The organism is Rhizobium alarense, from assembly GCF_021555155.1.
Classification (GTDB): Bacteria; Pseudomonadota; Alphaproteobacteria; order Rhizobiales; family Rhizobiaceae; genus Rhizobium_D; species Rhizobium_D alarense.
The window spans coordinates 1-18,169 of the sequence record NZ_JAKGBU010000098.1 but is presented as its reverse complement, the minus strand read 5'-3'; the positions used below and the strand labels follow the sequence as shown (position 1 = coordinate 18,169).

20 protein-coding genes and 1 pseudogene are annotated in these 18,169 nt (G+C 66.2%); 15 read left to right on the top strand and 6 right to left on the bottom strand.

Features of this window, described 5'->3' with window-relative positions; translation table 11 throughout:
• Both LXM94_RS22475 and LXM94_RS22470 read right to left on the bottom strand, forming a co-directional pair.
• A partial coding sequence (locus tag LXM94_RS22475) for a calcium-binding protein (RefSeq protein WP_235773707.1) occupies positions 1–1,383 on the bottom strand: 1,383 nt, incomplete at its 3' end.
• A 513-nt stretch (positions 1,384–1,896) separates the two neighbouring features.
• Positions 1,897–2,925: an extracellular catalytic domain type 1 short-chain-length polyhydroxyalkanoate depolymerase gene (locus LXM94_RS22470; RefSeq protein ID WP_235773706.1), complete on the bottom strand. Its 1,029-nt coding sequence runs from the start codon at positions 2,923–2,925 to the stop codon at positions 1,897–1,899.
• A 303-nt stretch (positions 2,926–3,228) separates the two neighbouring features.
• Between LXM94_RS22470 and LXM94_RS22465 the strand changes: the two genes are divergently transcribed.
• From LXM94_RS22465 to LXM94_RS22445, 5 genes are all read left to right on the top strand, one after another.
• Positions 3,229–4,035 (top strand): FkbM family methyltransferase, encoded by an 807-nt coding sequence (locus tag LXM94_RS22465; protein ID WP_235773705.1) that lies wholly within the window; start codon positions 3,229–3,231, stop codon positions 4,033–4,035.
• Positions 4,036–4,082: 47 nt separating this feature from the next.
• Entirely contained in the window at positions 4,083–5,306 is a 1,224-nt protein-coding gene (locus LXM94_RS22460) for an acyl-CoA dehydrogenase (RefSeq protein ID WP_235773704.1), read from the top strand.
• A gap of 119 nt (positions 5,307–5,425) precedes the next feature.
• Positions 5,426–5,770, top strand: coding sequence for a hypothetical protein (locus tag LXM94_RS22455; RefSeq protein ID WP_235773703.1), 345 nt, complete (start codon positions 5,426–5,428; stop codon positions 5,768–5,770).
• A 229-nt stretch (positions 5,771–5,999) separates the two neighbouring features.
• On the top strand, positions 6,000–6,425 hold the full coding sequence (locus LXM94_RS22450; protein ID WP_235773702.1) for a PilZ domain-containing protein: 426 nt from the start codon (positions 6,000–6,002) through the stop codon (positions 6,423–6,425).
• A 180-nt stretch (positions 6,426–6,605) separates the two neighbouring features.
• Positions 6,606–7,718: a pyridoxal phosphate-dependent aminotransferase gene (locus LXM94_RS22445; RefSeq protein ID WP_235773701.1), complete on the top strand. Its 1,113-nt coding sequence runs from the start codon at positions 6,606–6,608 to the stop codon at positions 7,716–7,718.
• 140 nt (positions 7,719–7,858) lie between these two features.
• Here the strand turns inward: LXM94_RS22445 and LXM94_RS22440 are convergent, their stop codons facing one another.
• Positions 7,859–8,128 carry a sel1 repeat family protein gene (locus tag LXM94_RS22440; RefSeq protein WP_235773700.1) on the bottom strand — a complete coding sequence of 90 codons (270 nt, stop codon included), beginning with the start codon at positions 8,126–8,128 and terminating at the stop codon, positions 7,859–7,861.
• A 526-nt stretch (positions 8,129–8,654) separates the two neighbouring features.
• Here LXM94_RS22440 and LXM94_RS22435 point away from each other — a divergent pair.
• From LXM94_RS22435 to LXM94_RS22425, 3 genes are all read left to right on the top strand, one after another.
• Positions 8,655–8,996, top strand: a complete 342-nt coding sequence (locus tag LXM94_RS22435) for a DUF2147 domain-containing protein (protein ID WP_235773699.1) — start codon at positions 8,655–8,657, stop codon at positions 8,994–8,996.
• A 249-nt stretch (positions 8,997–9,245) separates the two neighbouring features.
• The gene (locus LXM94_RS22430; protein ID WP_235773698.1) at positions 9,246–9,410 is read left to right on the top strand and encodes a hypothetical protein; all 165 of its coding nucleotides are present in this window, start codon (positions 9,246–9,248) and stop codon (positions 9,408–9,410) included.
• Positions 9,411–9,429: 19 nt separating this feature from the next.
• Positions 9,430–9,603 (top strand): hypothetical protein, encoded by a 174-nt coding sequence (locus LXM94_RS22425; protein ID WP_235773697.1) that lies wholly within the window; start codon positions 9,430–9,432, stop codon positions 9,601–9,603.
• A gap of 15 nt (positions 9,604–9,618) precedes the next feature.
• On the opposite strand, the gene LXM94_RS22420 is transcribed toward LXM94_RS22425, so the two are convergent.
• A complete protein-coding gene (locus LXM94_RS22420) occupies positions 9,619–9,921 on the bottom strand; it encodes an ArsR/SmtB family transcription factor (protein ID WP_235773696.1) in 303 nt (100 codons plus the stop codon).
• A gap of 51 nt (positions 9,922–9,972) precedes the next feature.
• Here LXM94_RS22420 and LXM94_RS22415 point away from each other — a divergent pair, with 51 nt between their 5' ends.
• From LXM94_RS22415 to LXM94_RS22405, 3 genes and pseudogenes are all read left to right on the top strand, one after another.
• Positions 9,973–10,917 carry a threonine/serine dehydratase gene (locus LXM94_RS22415; RefSeq protein WP_235773695.1) on the top strand — a complete coding sequence of 315 codons (945 nt, stop codon included), beginning with the start codon at positions 9,973–9,975 and terminating at the stop codon, positions 10,915–10,917.
• Between the two features lie 27 nt (positions 10,918–10,944).
• Positions 10,945–11,264, top strand: a pseudogene (locus LXM94_RS22410) (YnfA family protein).
• Positions 11,265–11,343: 79 nt separating this feature from the next.
• A complete protein-coding gene (locus tag LXM94_RS22405; protein ID WP_235773694.1) occupies positions 11,344–12,846 on the top strand; it encodes an AMP nucleosidase in 1,503 nt (500 codons plus the stop codon).
• Positions 12,847–12,849: 3 nt separating this feature from the next.
• Here LXM94_RS22405 and LXM94_RS22400 read toward each other — a convergent pair whose 3' ends face one another.
• Positions 12,850–13,818: a lysylphosphatidylglycerol synthase domain-containing protein gene (locus LXM94_RS22400; RefSeq protein WP_235773693.1), complete on the bottom strand. Its 969-nt coding sequence runs from the start codon at positions 13,816–13,818 to the stop codon at positions 12,850–12,852.
• Between the two features lie 89 nt (positions 13,819–13,907).
• On the opposite strand from LXM94_RS22400, the gene LXM94_RS22395 reads away from it, so the two are divergent.
• The 4 genes from LXM94_RS22395 to LXM94_RS22385 all read left to right on the top strand — a co-directional run bounded on the left by LXM94_RS22395 (position 13,908) and on the right by LXM94_RS22385 (position 17,238).
• Positions 13,908–14,909 (top strand): glycosyltransferase family 2 protein, encoded by a 1,002-nt coding sequence (locus LXM94_RS22395; protein ID WP_268965219.1) that lies wholly within the window; start codon positions 13,908–13,910, stop codon positions 14,907–14,909.
• Positions 14,893–16,407, top strand: a complete 1,515-nt coding sequence (locus LXM94_RS22390) for a glycosyltransferase family 39 protein (RefSeq protein ID WP_235773692.1) — start codon at positions 14,893–14,895, stop codon at positions 16,405–16,407. The genes LXM94_RS22395 and LXM94_RS22390 overlap by 17 nt, the downstream gene beginning before the upstream one ends.
• A 146-nt stretch (positions 16,408–16,553) precedes the next feature.
• On the top strand, positions 16,554–16,805 hold the full coding sequence (locus tag LXM94_RS26325) for a ribbon-helix-helix protein, CopG family (RefSeq protein ID WP_408015684.1): 252 nt from the start codon (positions 16,554–16,556) through the stop codon (positions 16,803–16,805).
• Positions 16,795–17,238: a type II toxin-antitoxin system VapC family toxin gene (locus tag LXM94_RS22385; RefSeq protein ID WP_235773691.1), complete on the top strand. Its 444-nt coding sequence runs from the start codon at positions 16,795–16,797 to the stop codon at positions 17,236–17,238. Before LXM94_RS26325 ends, LXM94_RS22385 begins: the two co-directional genes overlap by 11 nt.
• 9 nt (positions 17,239–17,247) lie before the next feature.
• Here the strand turns inward: LXM94_RS22385 and LXM94_RS22380 are convergent.
• Positions 17,248–18,169 (bottom strand): aminotransferase class III-fold pyridoxal phosphate-dependent enzyme (locus LXM94_RS22380; RefSeq protein WP_235773690.1); only part of this gene is annotated, 922 nt, incomplete at its 5' end.

Genomic DNA, 18,169 nt, shown 5'->3' with positions numbered 1-18,169 from the left:
CGTGTCATTGCCCGCCTGCCCCCTTAGCCTGTCGTCCCCGCTTCCGCCATTCAGGACGTCATCCCCATCGCCGCCCGTGAGCGTGTCGTTGCCCGCCTCGCCAAAAAGGCGATCGGTGCCGGTGCCGCCGACAAGGAGGTCAGCGCCGTCGCCGCCGGACAATGTATCCTCGCCGGCACCGCCATCCAGCCTGTCGTCGCCCGTACCGCCCGACACCAGATCATTGTCGTCACCGCCCGAGAGCGTGTCGTTGCCTGCCTCGCCGACGAGGCGATCGGCGCCGATGGCGCCGCTGAGGACGTCATCGCCGTCGCCGCCGGACAGTGCATCCTGGCCTGCGCCGCCATCCAGCCTGTCATTACCCGTACCGCCCGACAGCAGATCGTTGTCGTCGCCGCCCGAGAGCGCGTCGTTGCCTGCCTCGCCGAAGAGACGATCGATCCCGGTGCCGCCGGCGAGAAGGTCGCCGCCGTCACCGCCGGACAACGTATCCTGACCTGCGCCGCCATCCAGCCTGTCGTCGCCGGCTCCGCCGGTCAGCCGGTCGTTGTCGTCCTCGCCCCGGAGCACGTCGTTGCCGGCCCCTCCATCGAGGGTGTCGTTGCCGGTGCCGCCGGCCAGACCGTCATCGCCGTCATTGCCGAAAAGACCGTCGCTGCCGGCCTCGCCGCTGAGCTGGTCGTTTCCTGCACCACCGGCCAGGACGTCGTTGTCGTTGCCGCCCGAAATTCGATCGGCACCTCCGGCGCCATTGATCGTGTCGTTGCCGTCCAGTCCCCTGAGCGCATTGGCCGATTCATTGCCGTTGATAACGTTGGCGAGAGCATTGCCCGTGCCGGTCGAAGCCGCGTCGCCGATGAGGTCAAGGTCCTCGATGTTTGCACCAAGCGCATAGCTGACGGAACTCTTCAAAAGGTCCCGGCCGCCGCCGGCAAGCTCCACAGGCAGGATACCGGACGAACCGACGATATACGTGTCGTCGCCGTCGCCGCCATAGACCTTGCCGGACAGGGTGCCACCGTTTGTGTCGAACGTATCGTTGCCGTTCTTCAGCAGGATGTCTCCGGTGATCTTGCCCCGGTTCACGATCTTCTCGTTGCCGGCAGAGCCGTCGAACGCAAGGTCGGTGCCCGAAATCGTGGCGCCGTTATAGAGCTTGAAGCGCTCTCCCGACGCGAGATTGGTCCGCACGGCAATCGCGCCGGAAATGGTGCCGGCGAAACTCTCGATTTCCGCCCCCCTGCCGTTGACCAGCAACGCGATTTCATCGGCATGGATGCTGCCGTCGTTCTTGAGATAGGCCTTTTTCTTGTCGAAACGGACCGCGTAGACGCCTGCGTCGATCGCCCCAGCATTGACCACCTTGCTGAAGGCACCGGACATCCATATGGCCGTCAACTCGGATGTAATTTTTCCGGTCGCGCTTGTGGTTATCTTGGTATCGGCCGCTCTCAACAGGAATGCGTAGTGGTCGCCCTGGCTTTCGACCGTTCCCCGAACCTGGAACAGATTCCCCTGATAAGCCGATGGCCCGAAGAAGGCATCATCATCCGAAACACTTACTGTCACTCCATTCAGAACACGGTAAGTATCGCCATCAGCGATTGTATTCGTACCGATGGTTGAATTTGATGAAAAAGTGTAGGTTGTCATCGGCCCCCTCCATTTTCTGGCTGATCGGCATTCTAGATGACTTTAACAAAACATACACAATTGCTTTATTAGAAATATAAATAATAATCACAATGATTTCAGGCGGATCGAAAAGGCCGCCAGATCTATTGCTCGCGCAGAAGCAAAGATGCAGCCACCGTCATCCCTTCGGCCAACGCGCATTCCATCGCCCCGGTGTGTCTGCATGCGCGGCGGCAAGCCCGCCGATCAGCCTGCCGTTCGCTATCGCCGCCACTTCCGCGTCAGGCCCCAGCTTTTCGCGATCTCGATCGTCGAGGAAAAGCCGGCCTCCAGCATGAAGGGCTCGGCCGAGGCGGCATAGCCGCCGCCCTCGCCTTCGAGGACCGGCGTGCCGTGGCCGAGGCCGTCGATCTCGTTATAGACGATGAGGGGCCTTCCCTCGCCGTCCGGCCAGATGCGGATGCGCCGGTCCTTCATCCGTTTTTCGACGAAGGCGTCGGCGGGCAGCCGGTAGACATCGCGCCACTGCTCGACGATCGCCGCGGCGTTGGAGAGCGCGACGGTGGCGTCGGCCGTGCCGTGCCAGACGGAGATCTGCGGCCGGCGGCGGATGCGCGGCGAGACCTTGCGCACCAGGCTGCCCCACTCCCGCGCAGTCCGCTCGGGCGCCGAGGCCATCGCCTCGAAGGCGCGGTTGGCGTCGCGCGCGGCACCGAAGGGCAGGCCGGCGATGACGGCGCCGCCGGCGAAGAGCTCCGGATAGTTGGCGAGCATCGCCGCCGTCATCGCCCCGCCGGCCGAAAGTCCGGTGACGAAGAGGCGCGCCGGATCGCTCGACGCGCGAAGGACGGCGCTGTCGACCATCTGCCGGATCGACATCAGCTCGCCGCGGTCGCGCGTCACTTCGCTCGGGCGGTACCAGGTGAAACAGAGCCGCTGGTTGTTCGCCTCCCGCTGCTGCGCATAGACGACGGAAAAGCCGCGCTCCTCGGCAAGCGACGCCCAGCCGGCGGCCCGGTCGTAGCTCTGGGCACTCTGCCGGCAACCGTGCAGCACCAGCACCAGCGGCCGCCCTGCCGGCAGGCCTTCCGGCACGTGTTCGAACATCAGCAGCCCGCCGGGGTTCGACCCGAATTCCTCGACCCCGGCCAGTTCGGGCGTGCGGACGGACCGGCGGCGGACGGGAGGCGCCTTGATCTCGGGCGCGCGGGCGAAGGGCCAGAACAGCTCGCCCAGCCGTTCCTGGCTCGGCAACAGCCGTTCCGCCGATCGCTTGAAGCGGTCTCGCATGCTGGGTCTCCTTGTCGGGGAATTGTTCATGGCAGGCGCAGATGGCCATCGCCCGGGCGCAAGTTCAAGTCGAAGGGTCCCGGGCGCCGGAATCTACACGTCATTGTGAAGCGTCTCATTCTGTCGCGACATGAAGGCATTCGCAAATAGCCAAAGTGTGGCGGCCGGCATTTGGTTCCCGCCCTTTCGGCAAGGACGAAGCTGATGTAGCACTTCTGCAACGACAGGCTCGCGACAGACGCCGGCGATAGGTCAAGGGCAGCACGCGCCGCGGCGGCGTTTCGGTCAGGAGGGAGGATCGTCATGGAAAGCTTTGTGAGGCCCTCCACCGATGCCGGCGGCCCCGGGCCGGGCGCGGCCGCTTCGCCCGACCGGGCCTTCCAGGTCGATTTCCGGGAGGTGACGCTCGCCGGCAGCGTCTATTTCATCCCCGCCTATGCGATGCGCCGGCCGGCCTGCCAGATGTTCCTGAACGGCAAGGTCTACGAACCCCTCACCCATCTGCTGGTCGCCGAGATCCTGAAGCACCACCCCGGCGACATGGTCCATGCAGGCACCTTCTTCGGCGACATGCTGCCCGCCTTCTCGGCCGCCTGCCCGGGCACGGTCTATGCCTTCGAGCCGGTGCTGGAAAACTACGTGCTCGCCAAACTCTGCGTCGAGCGCAACGGCCTCGGCAACGTGCTTCTCTGGAACGCCGGCCTCGGCGATCGCCTGTCCGTCGCCCGGATCGAGACGGCGACCCCGAGCGGCGCGCACCATGGCGGCGGTTCCCATATCGCGGAGGCGGCATCGGCCGCGCAGTCCGGCCAGACGACGTCGGTCGTGCCGATCGACATGCTCGGCCTCGACGAGGTCGCGCTGATCCAGCTCGATGTCGAGGGCTTCGAGCTGAACGCACTCAGGGGCGCCGGGGCGACGATCGCGCGCTGCCGCCCGATCGTGCTTGCCGAAGACAATGCAAAGAGCTGCGCACCGCTTCTCCAGGCGGCGGGCTATGCCTTCGCCGGGCGCATTCCGGGCCTGGACGCCTGGGCGCCGGCGGACAAGGTGGACGCGCTCGCCGCATCGGTGCGCGCGCTGACCGAAGCCAGGCCGCAGGGACGCTGAACGGACGGACCGCGCAAGACGACGGAACTCGAGGAAGGACCATACGCATGACCGACCATCATCCCGCCACGCCCGAGCAGGCCCGCGCCAGGATGGCGCCTTTCGACTGGGCCGATCCGTTCCTTCTCGAGGACCAGCTCTCGGACGAGGAGCGCATGATCCGCGACACGGCCAGCGCCTATTGCCAGGACAGGCTCGCCGCGCGCGTCACCGAAGCCAACCGCCACGAGATCTTCCACCGGGAGATCATGACGGAGATGGGCGACCTCGGCCTGCTCGGCCCGACCATTCCGGAAGAGTACGGCGGCGTCGGCGCCAACTACGTCTCCTACGGCCTCGTCGCCCGCGAGGTGGAGCGTGTCGATTCGGGCTATCGCTCGGCCATGTCGGTGCAGTCCTCGCTCGTCATGCATCCGATCTTCGCCTACGGCACGGAGGAGAGCCGCAAGAAATACCTGCCGAAGCTCGCGTCCGGCGAATGGGTCGGCTGCTTCGGCCTCACCGAACCCGACCACGGCTCCGACCCGTCCTCGATGATCACCCGCGCCAGGAAGGTCGACGGCGGCTATCTCGTGTCGGGCGCCAAGAACTGGATCACCAATTCGCCGATCGCCGACGTCGCGGTCGTCTGGGCGAAGTCGGACGCCCATGACAACAAGATCAAGGGCTTCGTGCTCGAACGCGGCATGAAGGGCTTCGAGACGCCGAAGATCGAGGGCAAGTTTTCGCTGCGCGCCTCGGTCACCGGCATGATTATGATGCAGGACGTCTTCGTGCCGGACGAGAACCTGCTGCCCGAGGTTTCCGGCCTGGCCGGGCCGTTCGGCTGCCTCAACCGTGCGCGCTACGGCATCGCCTGGGGTGCGATGGGCGCTGCCGAATTCTGCTGGCACGCGGCCCGGCAGTACACGCTCGACCGCAAGCAGTTCGGCAGGCCGCTTGCCGCCAACCAGCTCATCCAGAAGAAGCTCGCCGACATGGAGACCGAGATTTCGCTCGGGCTTCAGGGGGCGCTGCGCCTCGGCCGCCTGCTCGACGAGCACCGGGCGCCGGCCGAACTCATCTCGCTGATGAAGCGCAACAACTGCGGCAAGGCGCTCGACATCGCGCGCGTTTCCCGCGACATGCACGGCGGCAACGGCGTTTCGGACGAATACGGCGTCATCCGCCACGTCATGAACCTCGAGGCGGTCAACACCTATGAGGGCACGCACGACATCCACGCGCTGATCCTCGGCCGCGCGCAGACCGGCCTCCAGGCGTTTCAATAGGCAACGGGCTGAATTCGTGGGCACTTTCCGGCCGTTCGTTCAAAAGCGAACGGCCGCGTTCATTCTTTGTCCATCCCGTTTCGATACAGTGAAGCCGGAGCAACAGAGCGGAGGGCGAGATGCCCCTCGAACACGTTCACGATCGATTGAGGCTGCAGCATCCCAAGCGCAGCTTCGTGCAGTACCGCATCGACCGGCCAGGCCACATCGTCCCCGTCGGCCATCATCTCACGTCGTCGCGGCAATATACCTGCCTGGTACGCAGCATCTCCTGCGCCGGCGCGGTTCTCAGCATCAACAAGCACCTGGAACTGCCTGAAAACTTCTATCTCGGCCTGCTCGGCACCGACGATGAGATCGGCTGCACGGAGTTCAAACGCGACGGCGACGAGCTCATCGTACACTTCAACATGTTCCTCGACGCGGATTTCCTGCGCGACGTCATCGCGCGCCAGCCGGCCTGACACCCTCCTCATCCAGCGGCAACCGGGCCGCGGAAGCCCCCCGTGCGACGGGGGTTCCGCGCATCGGGCGGCCGCAGTCCGTCGTCCCGTCGCGGGGCCGGCCCGCCGTGCCACGGCGCAATCCCCTTCGTTAAAGCTTTAGTCATTTGTTTTAACGAAAGAAAACAAAAGCCTGCAACACTCCGCCCCACATCTGTCCTGACATGATGTCGCCAAGGGAGAGAGCGGGATGCTGGACGACAAAGATCCGAATGCCGGTGCCGGGCTCTACGAGCGGCGCTGGGAACGTTACAAGCTCAACCGGCAGGGCATGCTGCTCACGGTCAACCTCGATCTCGCCGTGCCGAAAACGCGGCCGTGTCGCCTGACCGAGATTTCGCTGGGCAACGCCACCTTCACCGTCAACACGGCGATCGGCCTGCCGAGCCACTATTATCTCTCGGTCGTCGGCATCGCGGCGCGCATCGGCTGTGCGGAAATCTATCGCAACAACGAATTCATCAGCGTCCAGTTCATCAAGGAGATCGATCAGGAACTCCTGCATTCGATCGTGCGCAGCGACTACTTCACCGGCGGCGTCGCCAACCGCAAGAAGGAGACGCGGCCCTATATGGTGGGCGTGGAGAAAACCGCCATCGGCTCGGCGCTCGCGTAAACGGCGGCGCCTGCGGCACATTGCAGGCTCCCGGCGGCTGCTCATAGCGGTTTGAATCTGCTCGGTAATTTTATTCGGCAGCCGGTTCCGGTTTCATCCGATTTACAGTAGGGTTCCTGCCCGATCCGGCATCGCCGCCACGGCGCGCCGGTTCGCATCATCATCGTCGCAGGATCCCGCATGTCCGCCTTCTCCCGCTTCACGCCGCTTGCAAACTCCCTTCCGGCCACCGTGCCGTTCGTCGGCCCGGAGGCGATCGAGCGGCAGCGCGGCCTCCCCGTCGCCGCCCGCATCGGCGCCAACGAGAGCGGCTTCGGCCCCTCGCCGGCCGTGCTGGACGCAATTCGCAACGAGGCGGCGACAACCTGGATGTACAACGATCCGGAAAACCATGCGCTGAAGGAGGCGCTCGCCATCCATCACGGCGTGTCGCGCGACAATATCGCGGTCGGCGGCGGCATCGACGGGCTGCTCGGCGAGATCGTCCGGCTGATCGTCGAGCCGGGCACGCCGGTCGTCACCTCGCTCGGCGGCTACCCGACGTTCAACTATCACGTCAACGGTTTCGGCGGGCGGCTCGTCACCGTGCCCTATGCGGACGACCGGGAAAACCTCGACGGGCTGCTCGAAGCGGCCCGGCGCACGGACGCGCCGCTCGTCTATTTCGCCAATCCGGACAATCCGATGGGAAGCTGGTGGGATGCGGCGAGCGTCGTCGCCTTCGCCCGCGCCCTGCCGGAAACGAGCCTGCTCATCCTCGACGAGGCCTATTGCGAGACCGGGCCGGCCGGCACCACGCCGGCGATCGACGCGCTGATCGGCCAGCCGAACGTGCTGCGCATGCGCACCTTCTCGAAGGCCTACGGCCTTGCCGGCGCGCGCATCGGCTATGCGATCGGCACGATCGGCAACGCGCTCGCCTTCGACAAGATCCGCAATCATTTCGGCATGGCGCGGCTGTCGACCGTCGCCGCCCTCGCGGCGCTCGCCGACCAGGCCTATCTCGCCGCGGTGATCGGCCGGATCGCCGCCGCCCGCGACCGGCTCGCGGCGACGGCGCGCGAGAACGGCCTCGTCCCGCTTCCCTCCGCCACAAACTTCGTCGCGATGGATTGCGGCCGCGACGGCGCGCATGCCCGCGCCGTCGTCGACGGCCTCATGCAGCACGGCGTGTTCATCCGCATGCCCGGCATGGCGCCGCTCAACCGCTGCATCCGCGTCAGCGTCGGGCCGGAGGCAGACATGGACCGTTTCGCCGAAGCGCTGCCCAGGGTGCTCCGGGCCGTCGGCTGATCCGAAAGGCGAAGGACCGCGCCGGCCTTGTTCCTGCCGGTCGCGGTCCATCGATGTCGGCGTCGGTCCCCGTCCAAAGGCACCCCGGCCGCGTCCTCTTTCCCCTCGAGGCTTCTTGTTGGTCGATCGTCGGACGATGCTCAGTGCATCGTCATCCATTCGCGGGCGGCGCGCAGCGCCGTCGCGAGGTCGGTCTTCGTCATCGTCGCGGCCAGATCGGCGCGCAGTTCGGCGGCGCGGTCGGAGCCCTTGATGGCGGCGATGTTCAGCCACTTGTGGGCCGCGACCAGATCGACGGCGCATCCGCGACCGGTCGCATACATCAGGCCCATGTCGCAGAAGGTATCAGCGAGCGTGTCACCGCCCATCATGGCGGCCATTTCGGAATTCTGGATGTCAAAGCGTGCCATTGTCCTGTCCCTGTTGCCTTAAGGTTCTTACCGCTTGCATTTCCCTGTTTTCCGCCCTTTCGGGCCTCCGTCCGGGGCCTGCCGTCTTGTTGCGGCTTGGGTCACCCGTTCGGCGTTTTCGGCCGGTTCGTCCCGGGCTCGTCTTATGGCTTCACTATGCCATGCGACTTGCAACGGCTGCTTAAAATGCATGATTAATTCGAGACAAACAAAGTTCAAACACTTGGTAAACTTGGGTTTTTGTTAAACATCGCAGTGGCCGGATTCCGGCGGATTCGTCTCAAAATTTACCGATTGTTCAACCGCCGATTTCAAGCCTTTGCTAACCACGCTGGAAACAGCCTGCCGGCATTTCCCGAAATCACGCCGCCTGGTCCCCTTAGAAAAGCCGCGGACGGGGCCGGCAGGCATCTTTACGTTTACGTGTGCGTAATATACCGTCGCGTCATTGCCGCCCCGGGGAGAGCGGGCGGCGCAATGGCAGCCGCGGCCCGGAGGCGCGCGGACAGTTCGAGGGAGGATGAGGATGACCCGCAACCTGATGATGCTCGGCGCGCTGGCGCTCGCCATGGCCGGCCCCGCCGCCGCGGCGGAGCCGATCGAGGGCAACTGGAAGACGGCGAGCGGCGAGACGGCGACGATCGGCAAATGCGGCGGCAGCTATTGCATCACGCTGAAGACCGGAGAATTCGCCGGCAAGCAGATCGGCAAGCTGGACGGCGGCGGCGCGGACTATACGGGCTCGATCACCGACCCGGCCGAAGACAAGACCTATAGCGGCTCCGGTTCGGTCAGCGGCAATTCGCTGCAAATGAAGGGCTGCGTGCTGAAGGTCTTCTGCAAGTCGCAGACCTGGACGCGGCTCTGACGGTCACCGACAATCCGACGAGAAAAAACGACGCGGCCGGCGGGGCTTCCCTGCCGGCCGTTTCGTTTGCGCGCCGGCATCTCCCGGATCGGGACCGGAGCGACGGCCGTCCCGTGGCGGCGGTGCTCTTGCGCTGGCACGGAGAGGCGAACCTGAACGCCAGATGAACGGCGCTCTCAGTCGGGGTTCAGTCGTCGGGTGGCATATGTGCCGCCATCGGAAAAACACGTTGCCACACGGGACAGCACCATGGAAATCCTCGCGCGCCGCCTCACGATCATCACGCTGCTTCTCGCGGTCTTCGCCATCTCGCTGGCCGCCGCCGTCGAAAGCGATGCCCGCCGGCACGCCAAGGCGGGGCCGATGACGATCACCGCCTGCGCCGGCAGCCACTTCTGCAACGCGCGCCTCTGACGCGCCGGAAAGACGAGCGATGACCTTTTTTCTCGCCGCTGCAGCCACCGGCCTCAGGGTTCTCGCCCTGACCGCCATGATGATCGCGCCCGTCGGCGCGCTCGCATGGCACAATGCCGGCGGTCTCGGCATCGAGAAGAAGGGCGCCGGCCTCGTGCTTTTCGTCGCCTTGCAGCGCCAGTCGATGAGCTGACGCCGTTCCGCGGCCTCACAGATCGCGGACGAGCCCGGCCTTCAGCGCTTCGATCCGTTCGTCGTCGCGGCGATAGAACGTCCACTGCCTGATGCGCTTCACCCGCACCAGTTCGGCCTGCACCAGCACACGCATATGCTCGCTCAGCGTTGCCTGCGTGATGCCGAGCTTCTCCGCGATGAACAGGGCGCAGACGCCGTCCTTCACCAGATCGCCATCGACCTGCGCCGGAAAATGCCGCACCGGATCCCTGAGCCATTCCAGGATTTGCAGCCGGCGCGCGTTGGACAGTGCTTTCAACTGATCGACATATTGCATTTCGTTACTTTGCTAAGTTACATAGCGCCTGTCAACCTGGGCAGGATCACCATGAGCGCGCCTTTCCACGCCGTTACCCGCAGCCGCATCGCCGAGACGAGGAACCTGATCGCCCCTTATGTCCGCCATACGCCGATCGCCCGGCTCGATGCCGGCGACTTCGGGCTGACGGACACCGATCTTCTCCTGAAGCTCGAATTCATGCAGCATTCGGGATCCTTCAAGGCCCGCGGCGCCTTCGCCAACCTGATGACTCGGGACCGGGGCGCCGCCGGCGTCGTCGCGGCCTCGGGCGGCAACCACGGCGCGGCCGTCGCCTATGCTGCCCGGACGCTCGGCATTCCGGCGACGATCTTCGTGCCGGCCATCACCTCGCCGGCCAAGCTCCGGCGCATCGAAAGCTATGGCGCGAGGGCCGTCATCGCCGGTGAACGGTATGCCGACGCCCTTGCCGCAAGCGACATCTTCGCCACGGAGAGCGGCGCCATGGCGATCCATGCCTTCGACCAGCCGGAGACGATGCTCGGCCAGGGCACGGTCGGCGCCGAAATCGAGGCGGATGCGCCGGAGATCGACACGCTGCTCGTCGCCGTCGGCGGCGGCGGCCTGATCGGCGGCATCGCGGCCTGGTTCGAGGACCGCGTGCGGATCGTCGCCGTCGAGCCGGACGGCGCGCCGACGCTCCATCGGGCGCTCGCCGCCGGCGAGCCGGTCGATGCACCGGCCGAAGGGATCGCTGCCGATTCGCTGGCGCCGCGCCGCGTCGGCCAGTTGATGTTTCCGCTGGCCCGGCGTTTCGTCGACCGCTCGGTGCTGGTCTCCGACGATTCCATCGTGGCGGCGCAGAGCCTGCTGTGGGACAGGATGCGGATCGTCGCCGAACCGGGCGGTGCGGCGGCCTTCGCCGCCCTCGTCTCCGGCGCCTATGCTCCGGAGCCGGGCGAACGGGTCGCCGTCCTGCTCTGCGGCGCGAACACCACCGCCGTTTCATTGTAGAGTGCCCGAGCCACGACCGGAGACGCCATGAAATCCCTCGCCGTCTACGCCGCCGCCGCGCTTGCCGAGATCGCCGGCTGCTTTGCCTTCTGGGCCTGGCTGAAACTCGACAGATCCGTCCTCTGGCTCGTGCCGGCGTGGCCTCGCTCGCCGCCTTCGCCTGGCTTCTCACACTTGTCGACAGCGCGGCGGCCGGCCGCGCCTATGCGGCCTATGGCGGCGTCTACATCGCCGCCTCGCTCCTCTGGCTGTGGCTCTTCGAGGGAATGCGGCCGGACCGGTGGGACATGTCCGGTGCCGCGATCGCGCTGGCCGGCGCCGCCGTCATCCTTGCCGGGCCACGCTGAACGGGAGGCCGGGCGAAGCATCTTGCGCGCCGCCTTATCTTGTCGTTTGCTTGTAAAAAACAGCCAACTATAATGATTCATGAGCAAACGAATCTATTCCCAAAAAGCCCTTCCCTTCGCCACGCCAGAGCCATTCGCGCCCAAGACCTTCGACGATCCGGTCGCCGCCGTCGATGCGCTGGAGGCGCTTTATGAACGCAACACGAAGTTCCTGACCGACTCGTTCCTGTCGCTTGGAAAGAGCGGCGCGCCCGAGACGCGCTTCCGCGCCAGCTATCCGCAGGTTTCGGTCGAGACGACGAGCTTCGGCCATGTCGACTCGCGCCTGTCCTACGGCTACGTCGCCTCGCCCGGCGTCTACACGACCACCGTCACCCGGCCGAAGCTCTTCCGCCACTACCTCAAGGAGCAGCTTGGCCTCCTGATGCGCAACCACGGCATCGGCATCACGATCTCCGAATCGACGACGCCGATCCCGCTGCATTTCGCCTTCGGCGAAGGCGCCTATGTGGAGGCGGAGGTTGCCGAGAACATCGAGTTGCCGTTGCGCGACCTGTTCGACGCGCCGGACCTCACCAACACCGACGACGAGATCGCCAACGGCTCCTACGAGCCGGGTCCCGGCGAACCCTCGCCGCTCGCGCCCTTCACGGCGCAGCGCATCGACTATTCGCTGGCGCGCCTCAGCCACTACACGGCGACCGGCGCCAACCATTTCCAGAACTTCGTGCTGTTCACCAACTACCAGTTCTACATCGACGAGTTCTGCGCCTGGGCGCGGCTGCAGATGGCCGAGGGCGGCAACGGCTACACGGCCTTCGTCGAGCCGGGCAACATCGTCACCCATGCCGGCAGCGACAAGCCGGAAAGCGAGCTGACGCTGTCGCGCCTGCCGCAGATGCCGGCCTACCACCTCAAGAAGAAGGGCCATGGCGGCATCACCATGGTCAATATCGGCGTCGGCCCCTCCAACGCCAAGACGATCACCGACCATATCGCGGTGCTGCGCCCGCATGCCTGGCTGATGCTCGGCCACTGCGCGGGGCTCAGAAACAGCCAGACACTCGGCGATTACGTTCTTGCGCATGCCTATGTGCGCGAGGATCACGTGCTCGACGACGACCTGCCGGTCTGGGTGCCGATCCCGGCGCTCGCCGAAATCCAGGTGGCGCTCGAAAGCGCGGTGGCCGAGGTGACGGGGCTCGAGGGCTACGACCTGAAGCGCATCATGCGCACCGGCACCGTCGCCACGATCGACAACCGCAACTGGGAACTGCGCGACCAGCGCGGGCCGGTGAAGCGCCTCTCCCAGTCGCGCGCCATCGCCCTCGACATGGAATCGGCGACCATCGCCGCCAACGGCTTCCGCTTCCGGGTGCCCTACGGCACGCTGCTCTGCGTTTCCGACAAGCCGCTGCACGGCGAGCTCAAGCTGCCCGGCATGGCGACGGCCTTCTACCGTACGCAGGTCAACCAGCATCTGAGGATCGGCATCCGGGCGCTCGAAAGGCTCGCCGGCATGCCGACGGAGAAGCTGCATTCGCGCAAGCTCAGAAGCTTCTTCGAAACGGCCTTCCAGTAGGCGTCAGGGCCGCCGGCCTTGCAGCGCCGACAGGAGAAACGCGAGGACGGCGCCGAGGACGGCGGAAACCATCATGACGAGATGCATGGCGACGCTCGCCCTGGCGAGCAGGTCGAGTGCCGCCATATGCGTCGGCGCACCGAGCGCCACGGCACCGGCCGCGATGCCCGCCGGATAGGTGCCGACGCCGGCAGGTGCGTGAAACGGCAGCACGGAGGAGAGCTCGCCGCCGAGCGCGCCGCCGAAACAGGCCGCCAGCGGCACGATGCCCATCATCGACAGGCCCCAGGCGAAGACGACGACCTTGACGCCCCAGTTGACGGCGGTGGCGCCGGCGGCGCGCAGGAAGTCCGCCGTCGTTGCCGGAAGCCCGGCCTCGACCTCCGCCAGCAACCGGGCCGCCTTGCCGCCCAGCCGCCGGCGCAGGACGCCGAGGATCGGGTTCTTCAGCCGGAAGCAGACGAGCGGTGCGGCGAGGAAGAGGGCCCAGAGCAGCCAGTCGGTCGCCCGGGCGCCGCGCCCGGCGACGAGGCCGACGCCGCCGGCGGCAAGCAGCGCGTGCAGGTCGAGAAGCCGCATGACGAGCAGCGCCGAGGTCGCACGGACGAGCGGCACGCCGAATTCCGACCGCATCAGGAGCGGAAAGGACGTCTCGCCGCTGCGGAAGGGCAGCATGATGTTCAGGAGATTGTGGACCTGCGCCAGATGGAAGAGCGCCACGAAGCGGCCGGAGGTCTCCTGCGGAAAATAGCAATAGAGCCGCCAGGCACGCACGAAATAGGTCGAGACGAGCAGGGCGAGCACGAGCGCCACCGGCCCGAAGCCCACGGCCTGCCAGGTCGCGGCGACCGAGCGCCAGCCCCAGACATAGTCGACGAAGGCGGCGTAAAGCGCGATGCAGGCGAGGCTGAGCAGGGCCATGCGGTGCCGTGCCAGCCGCGAGGCCGGCGGATTGTTCGGTGAGATCGGCATCGACGAGACCCGTTTTGTGGCGGTTGCGCGCCTGTTGGGCTTCGTATAACAAACGGCGGCGCTTTTGCCAGTGTTTCCGGAGACATCCCTTGCAGCAGCTTGACCAGGCGGTAACGACCCCGACCGCGCGGGATTACCGTTTCGAACTGTCGATCGTCATCCCCGTGATGAACGAGGAGGAGAGCCTCCGTCCGATGATCGACCGGGTGATCGAGGCGATGACGGCCTTCGACCGTTCCTGGGAGTTGATCCTCGTCGACGACGGCAGCACGGACCGCACGCTCTCCTATGCCCGCAGCTATCTCGGCCGCGAGGGGCTCAAGCTGCGCATCATCGAGTTCCAGCGCAATTTCGGCAAGGCCGCCGCCTACCAGGCGGGCTTCGACGCCGCCGAGGGACGCTACATCGTGACGCTCGACGGCGACCTGCAGAACGACCCGCACGACGTGCCGATGATGGTGCGCGAGCTCGAGGCACGCGACCTCGACCTGCTCGCCGGCTGGCGCAAGGCGCGGCAGGACGCGCTGGTGCTGCGCAAGGTGCCCTCCTGGTGCGCCAACTACCTGATCGGCAGGGTGACCGGCGTGCACATCCACGACAACGGTTGCGGGCTGAAGATCTACCGCGCCGCGATCATCAAGCAGGTGAAGATCCTCGGCGGCATGCATCGCTTCATCCCGGCCTGGGTGGCGAGCGTCGTGCCCAGCTCGCGCATCGGCGAGATCGTCGTCACGCACCATGCCCGGCAGTTCGGCGAATCCAAATACGGCATCTCCCGCACGATCCGCGTTTTCCTCGACCTGCTGTCGATCCTCTTCTTCATGCGCTTCCGCCAGCGGCCCGGCCACTTCTTCGGCACGATCGGGCTCGGCCTCGGGCTCGTCAGCTCGCTGATCCTACTCTACCTCGCCTATGTCAAATTCGCGCTCGGCGAGGACATCGGTACGCGGCCGCTGCTGCTCGTCGGGGTCATGCTATTCCTCTCCTCCGTGCAGATGATCACGACCGGCATCCTCGCCGAGATGCTGACGCGCACCTACGACAAGCCGGAGAGCTACATCGTGCGTGCGACGCATGGCGGGAAGGCCTGAGGTGATCGCGGCGCTCAGGCGGCAGCCGGAGCTTATCCTGCTGGCGCTCGCCGCCTATTTCCTGCTCCACGTGGCGGCCCGCCTCGCGCTGCCGGCCTCGCTGGAGCTCGACGAGGGCCAGCAGCTCTTCCTCGCGCAGTGGCTCGCCGTCGGCTACGACACGCAGCCGCCCTTCTACAACTGGCTGCAATGGGGCGTCGTCGAGCTCCTCGGTCCGTCGGTTTTCTCGCTGACGGTGCTGAAGAACGGCATGCTGCTTGCGTCCTACATTCTTTACGGCCTGCTCGCCGCACTGGTGCTGCGCAGCCGCGATCTCGTCGTCGTTGCGACGCTCGGGCTCCTGACCATCCCGCAGATCAGCTTCGAGGCGCAGCGCGACCTGACACATACCGTCGCCGTCATCTTCGCCGCCTGCCTCTTCCTCTGCTGCCTGATGCGCACGCTGAAAGCGCCGTCGCTTGCCGGCTACGCGCTGACCGGCGCGGCGATCGGCATCGGCACCATCGCGAAATACAATTTCGTGCTGCTGCCGGCGGCGGCACTCGCCGCCGTGCTGGTCGACCCGCTGCTCCGACGCCGCGTCTTCGACCTGCGCATCGTCGTGACCGGCCTCGTCGCCGCCCTCATCGTGCTGCCGCACGGGCTCTGGTTCCTCGACAATCTCGACATCGCGACCGGGCGCACCATCGGCAAGCTGACCGCGGCGGCGGTTCACGAGACACGCATCGGCCAGATCGCCACCGGCCTCGGCTCGCTGGCGCTGGCGCTGATCGGCTTCGCGGCGCTGACGCTCGTGCTCTTCGCCGTGATGTTCGGCAAGGATCTCGCGACGGCACTGAGAGCGCAGAGCCAGTGGACGCGCTTCTTCGAGCGCATGATGGGCGGGCTCGTCCTGGCGCTTGTCTGCCTCGTGCTCTTCGCCGGCGCGAGCCACATCAAGGACCGCTGGCTCGCCCCCTTCTTCCTCGTCCTGCCGCTCTATCTCTGCCTCAAGCTCGAGGCCGCCGGGGCGGAGACGGAAAGACCGCTCCGCCGCTCGCTGTGGATCGCCGGCATCATCGCACTCATCGTTCCCGCCGTGCTCTTCCTGCGCGTACCGCTCGCCAGGCTGACCGGCGACTACGAGAAGGTCAACGTGCCCTACGGGCCGGCCATCACGGCGATCCTTGCGACGAGCGCCACGCCGCCCGGCTTCGTGCTCGTCGAGGACCTGCAGCTCGCCGGCAATATCCGGCTGCACGCCGACGTGCCGGTGATGGTGCCCGGCTACGAACGCTTCGGGCGGCCGGCGGCGGCCTCGAACCGCCCCGTCCTCGTCATCTGGCGCGAGGACGGCAAGGCGCACCCGCCGATGCAGCAGGAACTGACGGACTGGCTCACCGCCCATCCGGACCTGCCACCGGCCGGCGAAACGAAGGATATCGGCCTGCCCTATCACTACGGACGCGACGGCGACCTCTACCACTTCGCCTACACCTGGCTGATGCCTTCGCCCTGAGCCTCAGCGGCTGGCCATAGTCGCGGCGGCCGGACGGCAGGCGCTGGAGGCGCCGGCGACCGCGAGGACCCTGACGGTGCGCGAGGGCCGGACGATCGTCAGCGACGGCCCCTTTCCGAGGCCCGCGCTCAACACATCCCACATCGATACGGCTGTCCAAGGAAACGCTCGCGCTTCTCGACCAACAGGTCCGAGAAACGAAGCGTTCCCGGTCGTTTCTCGTCGAGGAACTGCTGAAGCGGCACCTGAAACAGCCTGCCCTTTCCGACAAGGAGGCGATCGCCCGGAAGATCGAATGCCTTCGGTCGTTCAAGGGTATCGGAGCCCGGCTTTACGGCCCGTTGACCGAGGAGGAGATCGAACGTCGCGCCCGCGAGTTCGGCCGCGATGTCGACTGACGCCTGGCTGCACCACGCCGAGCGCGTCTATCCCGATTCAAACATCCTTATTTATTACGTCGAAGGCGAGAATCCCTTTCAGGACCGCATCGGCTCCGTGCTCCGCGAGGCCGTTGCGCGGAGCATTCCGATTTTCATCAATGAAATCGGCGTTTGTGAATGCCTGTACGGCGCCTACCGGCTCGGCCGGCATGAACTGGAGGCACAGTATCTCGAGCTCCTGTTCGATACGGACATCTTCACCATTGCCCCCGTGAGCTTCGATCTCCTGATTGCCTCGGCTCGCCTCGGCGCCGGCACGGGACTGACACTGCTTGATGCAACCCACTATGTCAGCGCCCTGGAGGCCGGCTGCGACCACCTCGTGACGAACGACCGCAAATTCCGGTCCGATGCCGACCTGAACGTCGTCCAGATCGGCGCCATTCGATAGATCGTTCACCTATCCCCGCATCACCTTCCACGCATGGTCCAGCCCCCGCCTCGTCACGTCGATCATCGTGTCCACCTCGTCGCGGCTGATGACGAGCGGCGGCGAGAAGAGCATGCGGTCGCCGGTGGCGCGCAGCACGAGGCCGTTGTCGAGGCAGTGGTTGCGCACCGTGACGCCGGCCTTCTCCTTGTCGTCGAAACGCTTGCGGCTCGCCTTGTCCTCGGCGAGCTGGACCGCCGCCATCAGGCCGACGCACTGGACCTGGCCGACCATCGGATGCTCCTCCAGCGCCTTAAGGCCGGCCGCGAGATGGGGGCCGATGTCGTCATGCACGCGCTCGACCAGCCTCTCCTCCTCGATGATGCGCAGGTTCTCGAGCGCGGCGGCGGCACAGACCGGATGGCCGGAATAGGTGAAGCCGTGGTTGAAGTCGCCCACCTCCTCGACGAGCACGTCGCCGACCCGGTCGGACACCAGGACGCCGCCGATCGGCAGGTAGCCGGACGACAGCCCCTTGGCGATCGGCGCCAGGTCCGGCTCGACGCCGAAATACTGGTGGCCGAACCAGTGGCCGGTGCGGCCGAAGCCACAGATCACCTCATCGGCGATGAGCAGGATGTTCCGTGCCTTGCAGATGCGGGCGATCTCCGGCCAGTAGGTCGAGGGCGGCACGATGACGCCGCCGGCGCCCTGGATCGGCTCGGCGACGAAGGCCGCGACGTTCTCCTCGCCGAGCTCGTCGATCTTCTCCTCCAGTTCGCGGGCCGCCTTCAGGCCGAACTCCTCCGGCGAAAGATCGCCGCCCTCGGCGTACCAGAAGGGCTGGCCGATATGGTGGATGCCGGCGATCGGCAGGTCGCCCTGCTCGTGCATCCATGTCATGCCGCCGAGCGAGGCGCCGGCAACCGTCGAGCCGTGATAGCCGTTCCTG

Coding starts and splice junctions, on each gene's coding strand:
- LXM94_RS22470 (WP_235773706.1), bottom strand. CDS start 2,925: ATGCGAGACCGCTTCAAGCGATCGGCGGAACGGCTGTTGCCGAGCCAG.
- LXM94_RS22465 (WP_235773705.1), top strand. CDS start 3,229: ATGGAAAGCTTTGTGAGGCCCTCCACCGATGCCGGCGGCCCCGGGCCG.
- LXM94_RS22460 (WP_235773704.1), top strand. CDS start 4,083: ATGACCGACCATCATCCCGCCACGCCCGAGCAGGCCCGCGCCAGGATG.
- LXM94_RS22455 (WP_235773703.1), top strand. CDS start 5,426: ATGCCCCTCGAACACGTTCACGATCGATTGAGGCTGCAGCATCCCAAG.
- LXM94_RS22450 (WP_235773702.1), top strand. CDS start 6,000: ATGCTGGACGACAAAGATCCGAATGCCGGTGCCGGGCTCTACGAGCGG.
- LXM94_RS22445 (WP_235773701.1), top strand. CDS start 6,606: ATGTCCGCCTTCTCCCGCTTCACGCCGCTTGCAAACTCCCTTCCGGCC.
- LXM94_RS22440 (WP_235773700.1), bottom strand. CDS start 8,128: ATGGCACGCTTTGACATCCAGAATTCCGAAATGGCCGCCATGATGGGC.
- LXM94_RS22435 (WP_235773699.1), top strand. CDS start 8,655: ATGACCCGCAACCTGATGATGCTCGGCGCGCTGGCGCTCGCCATGGCC.
- LXM94_RS22430 (WP_235773698.1), top strand. CDS start 9,246: ATGGAAATCCTCGCGCGCCGCCTCACGATCATCACGCTGCTTCTCGCG.
- LXM94_RS22425 (WP_235773697.1), top strand. CDS start 9,430: ATGACCTTTTTTCTCGCCGCTGCAGCCACCGGCCTCAGGGTTCTCGCC.
- LXM94_RS22420 (WP_235773696.1), bottom strand. CDS start 9,921: ATGCAATATGTCGATCAGTTGAAAGCACTGTCCAACGCGCGCCGGCTG.
- LXM94_RS22415 (WP_235773695.1), top strand. CDS start 9,973: ATGAGCGCGCCTTTCCACGCCGTTACCCGCAGCCGCATCGCCGAGACG.
- LXM94_RS22405 (WP_235773694.1), top strand. CDS start 11,344: ATGAGCAAACGAATCTATTCCCAAAAAGCCCTTCCCTTCGCCACGCCA.
- LXM94_RS22400 (WP_235773693.1), bottom strand. CDS start 13,818: ATGCCGATCTCACCGAACAATCCGCCGGCCTCGCGGCTGGCACGGCAC.
- LXM94_RS22390 (WP_235773692.1), top strand. CDS start 14,893: ATGGCGGGAAGGCCTGAGGTGATCGCGGCGCTCAGGCGGCAGCCGGAG.
- LXM94_RS22385 (WP_235773691.1), top strand. CDS start 16,795: ATGTCGACTGACGCCTGGCTGCACCACGCCGAGCGCGTCTATCCCGAT.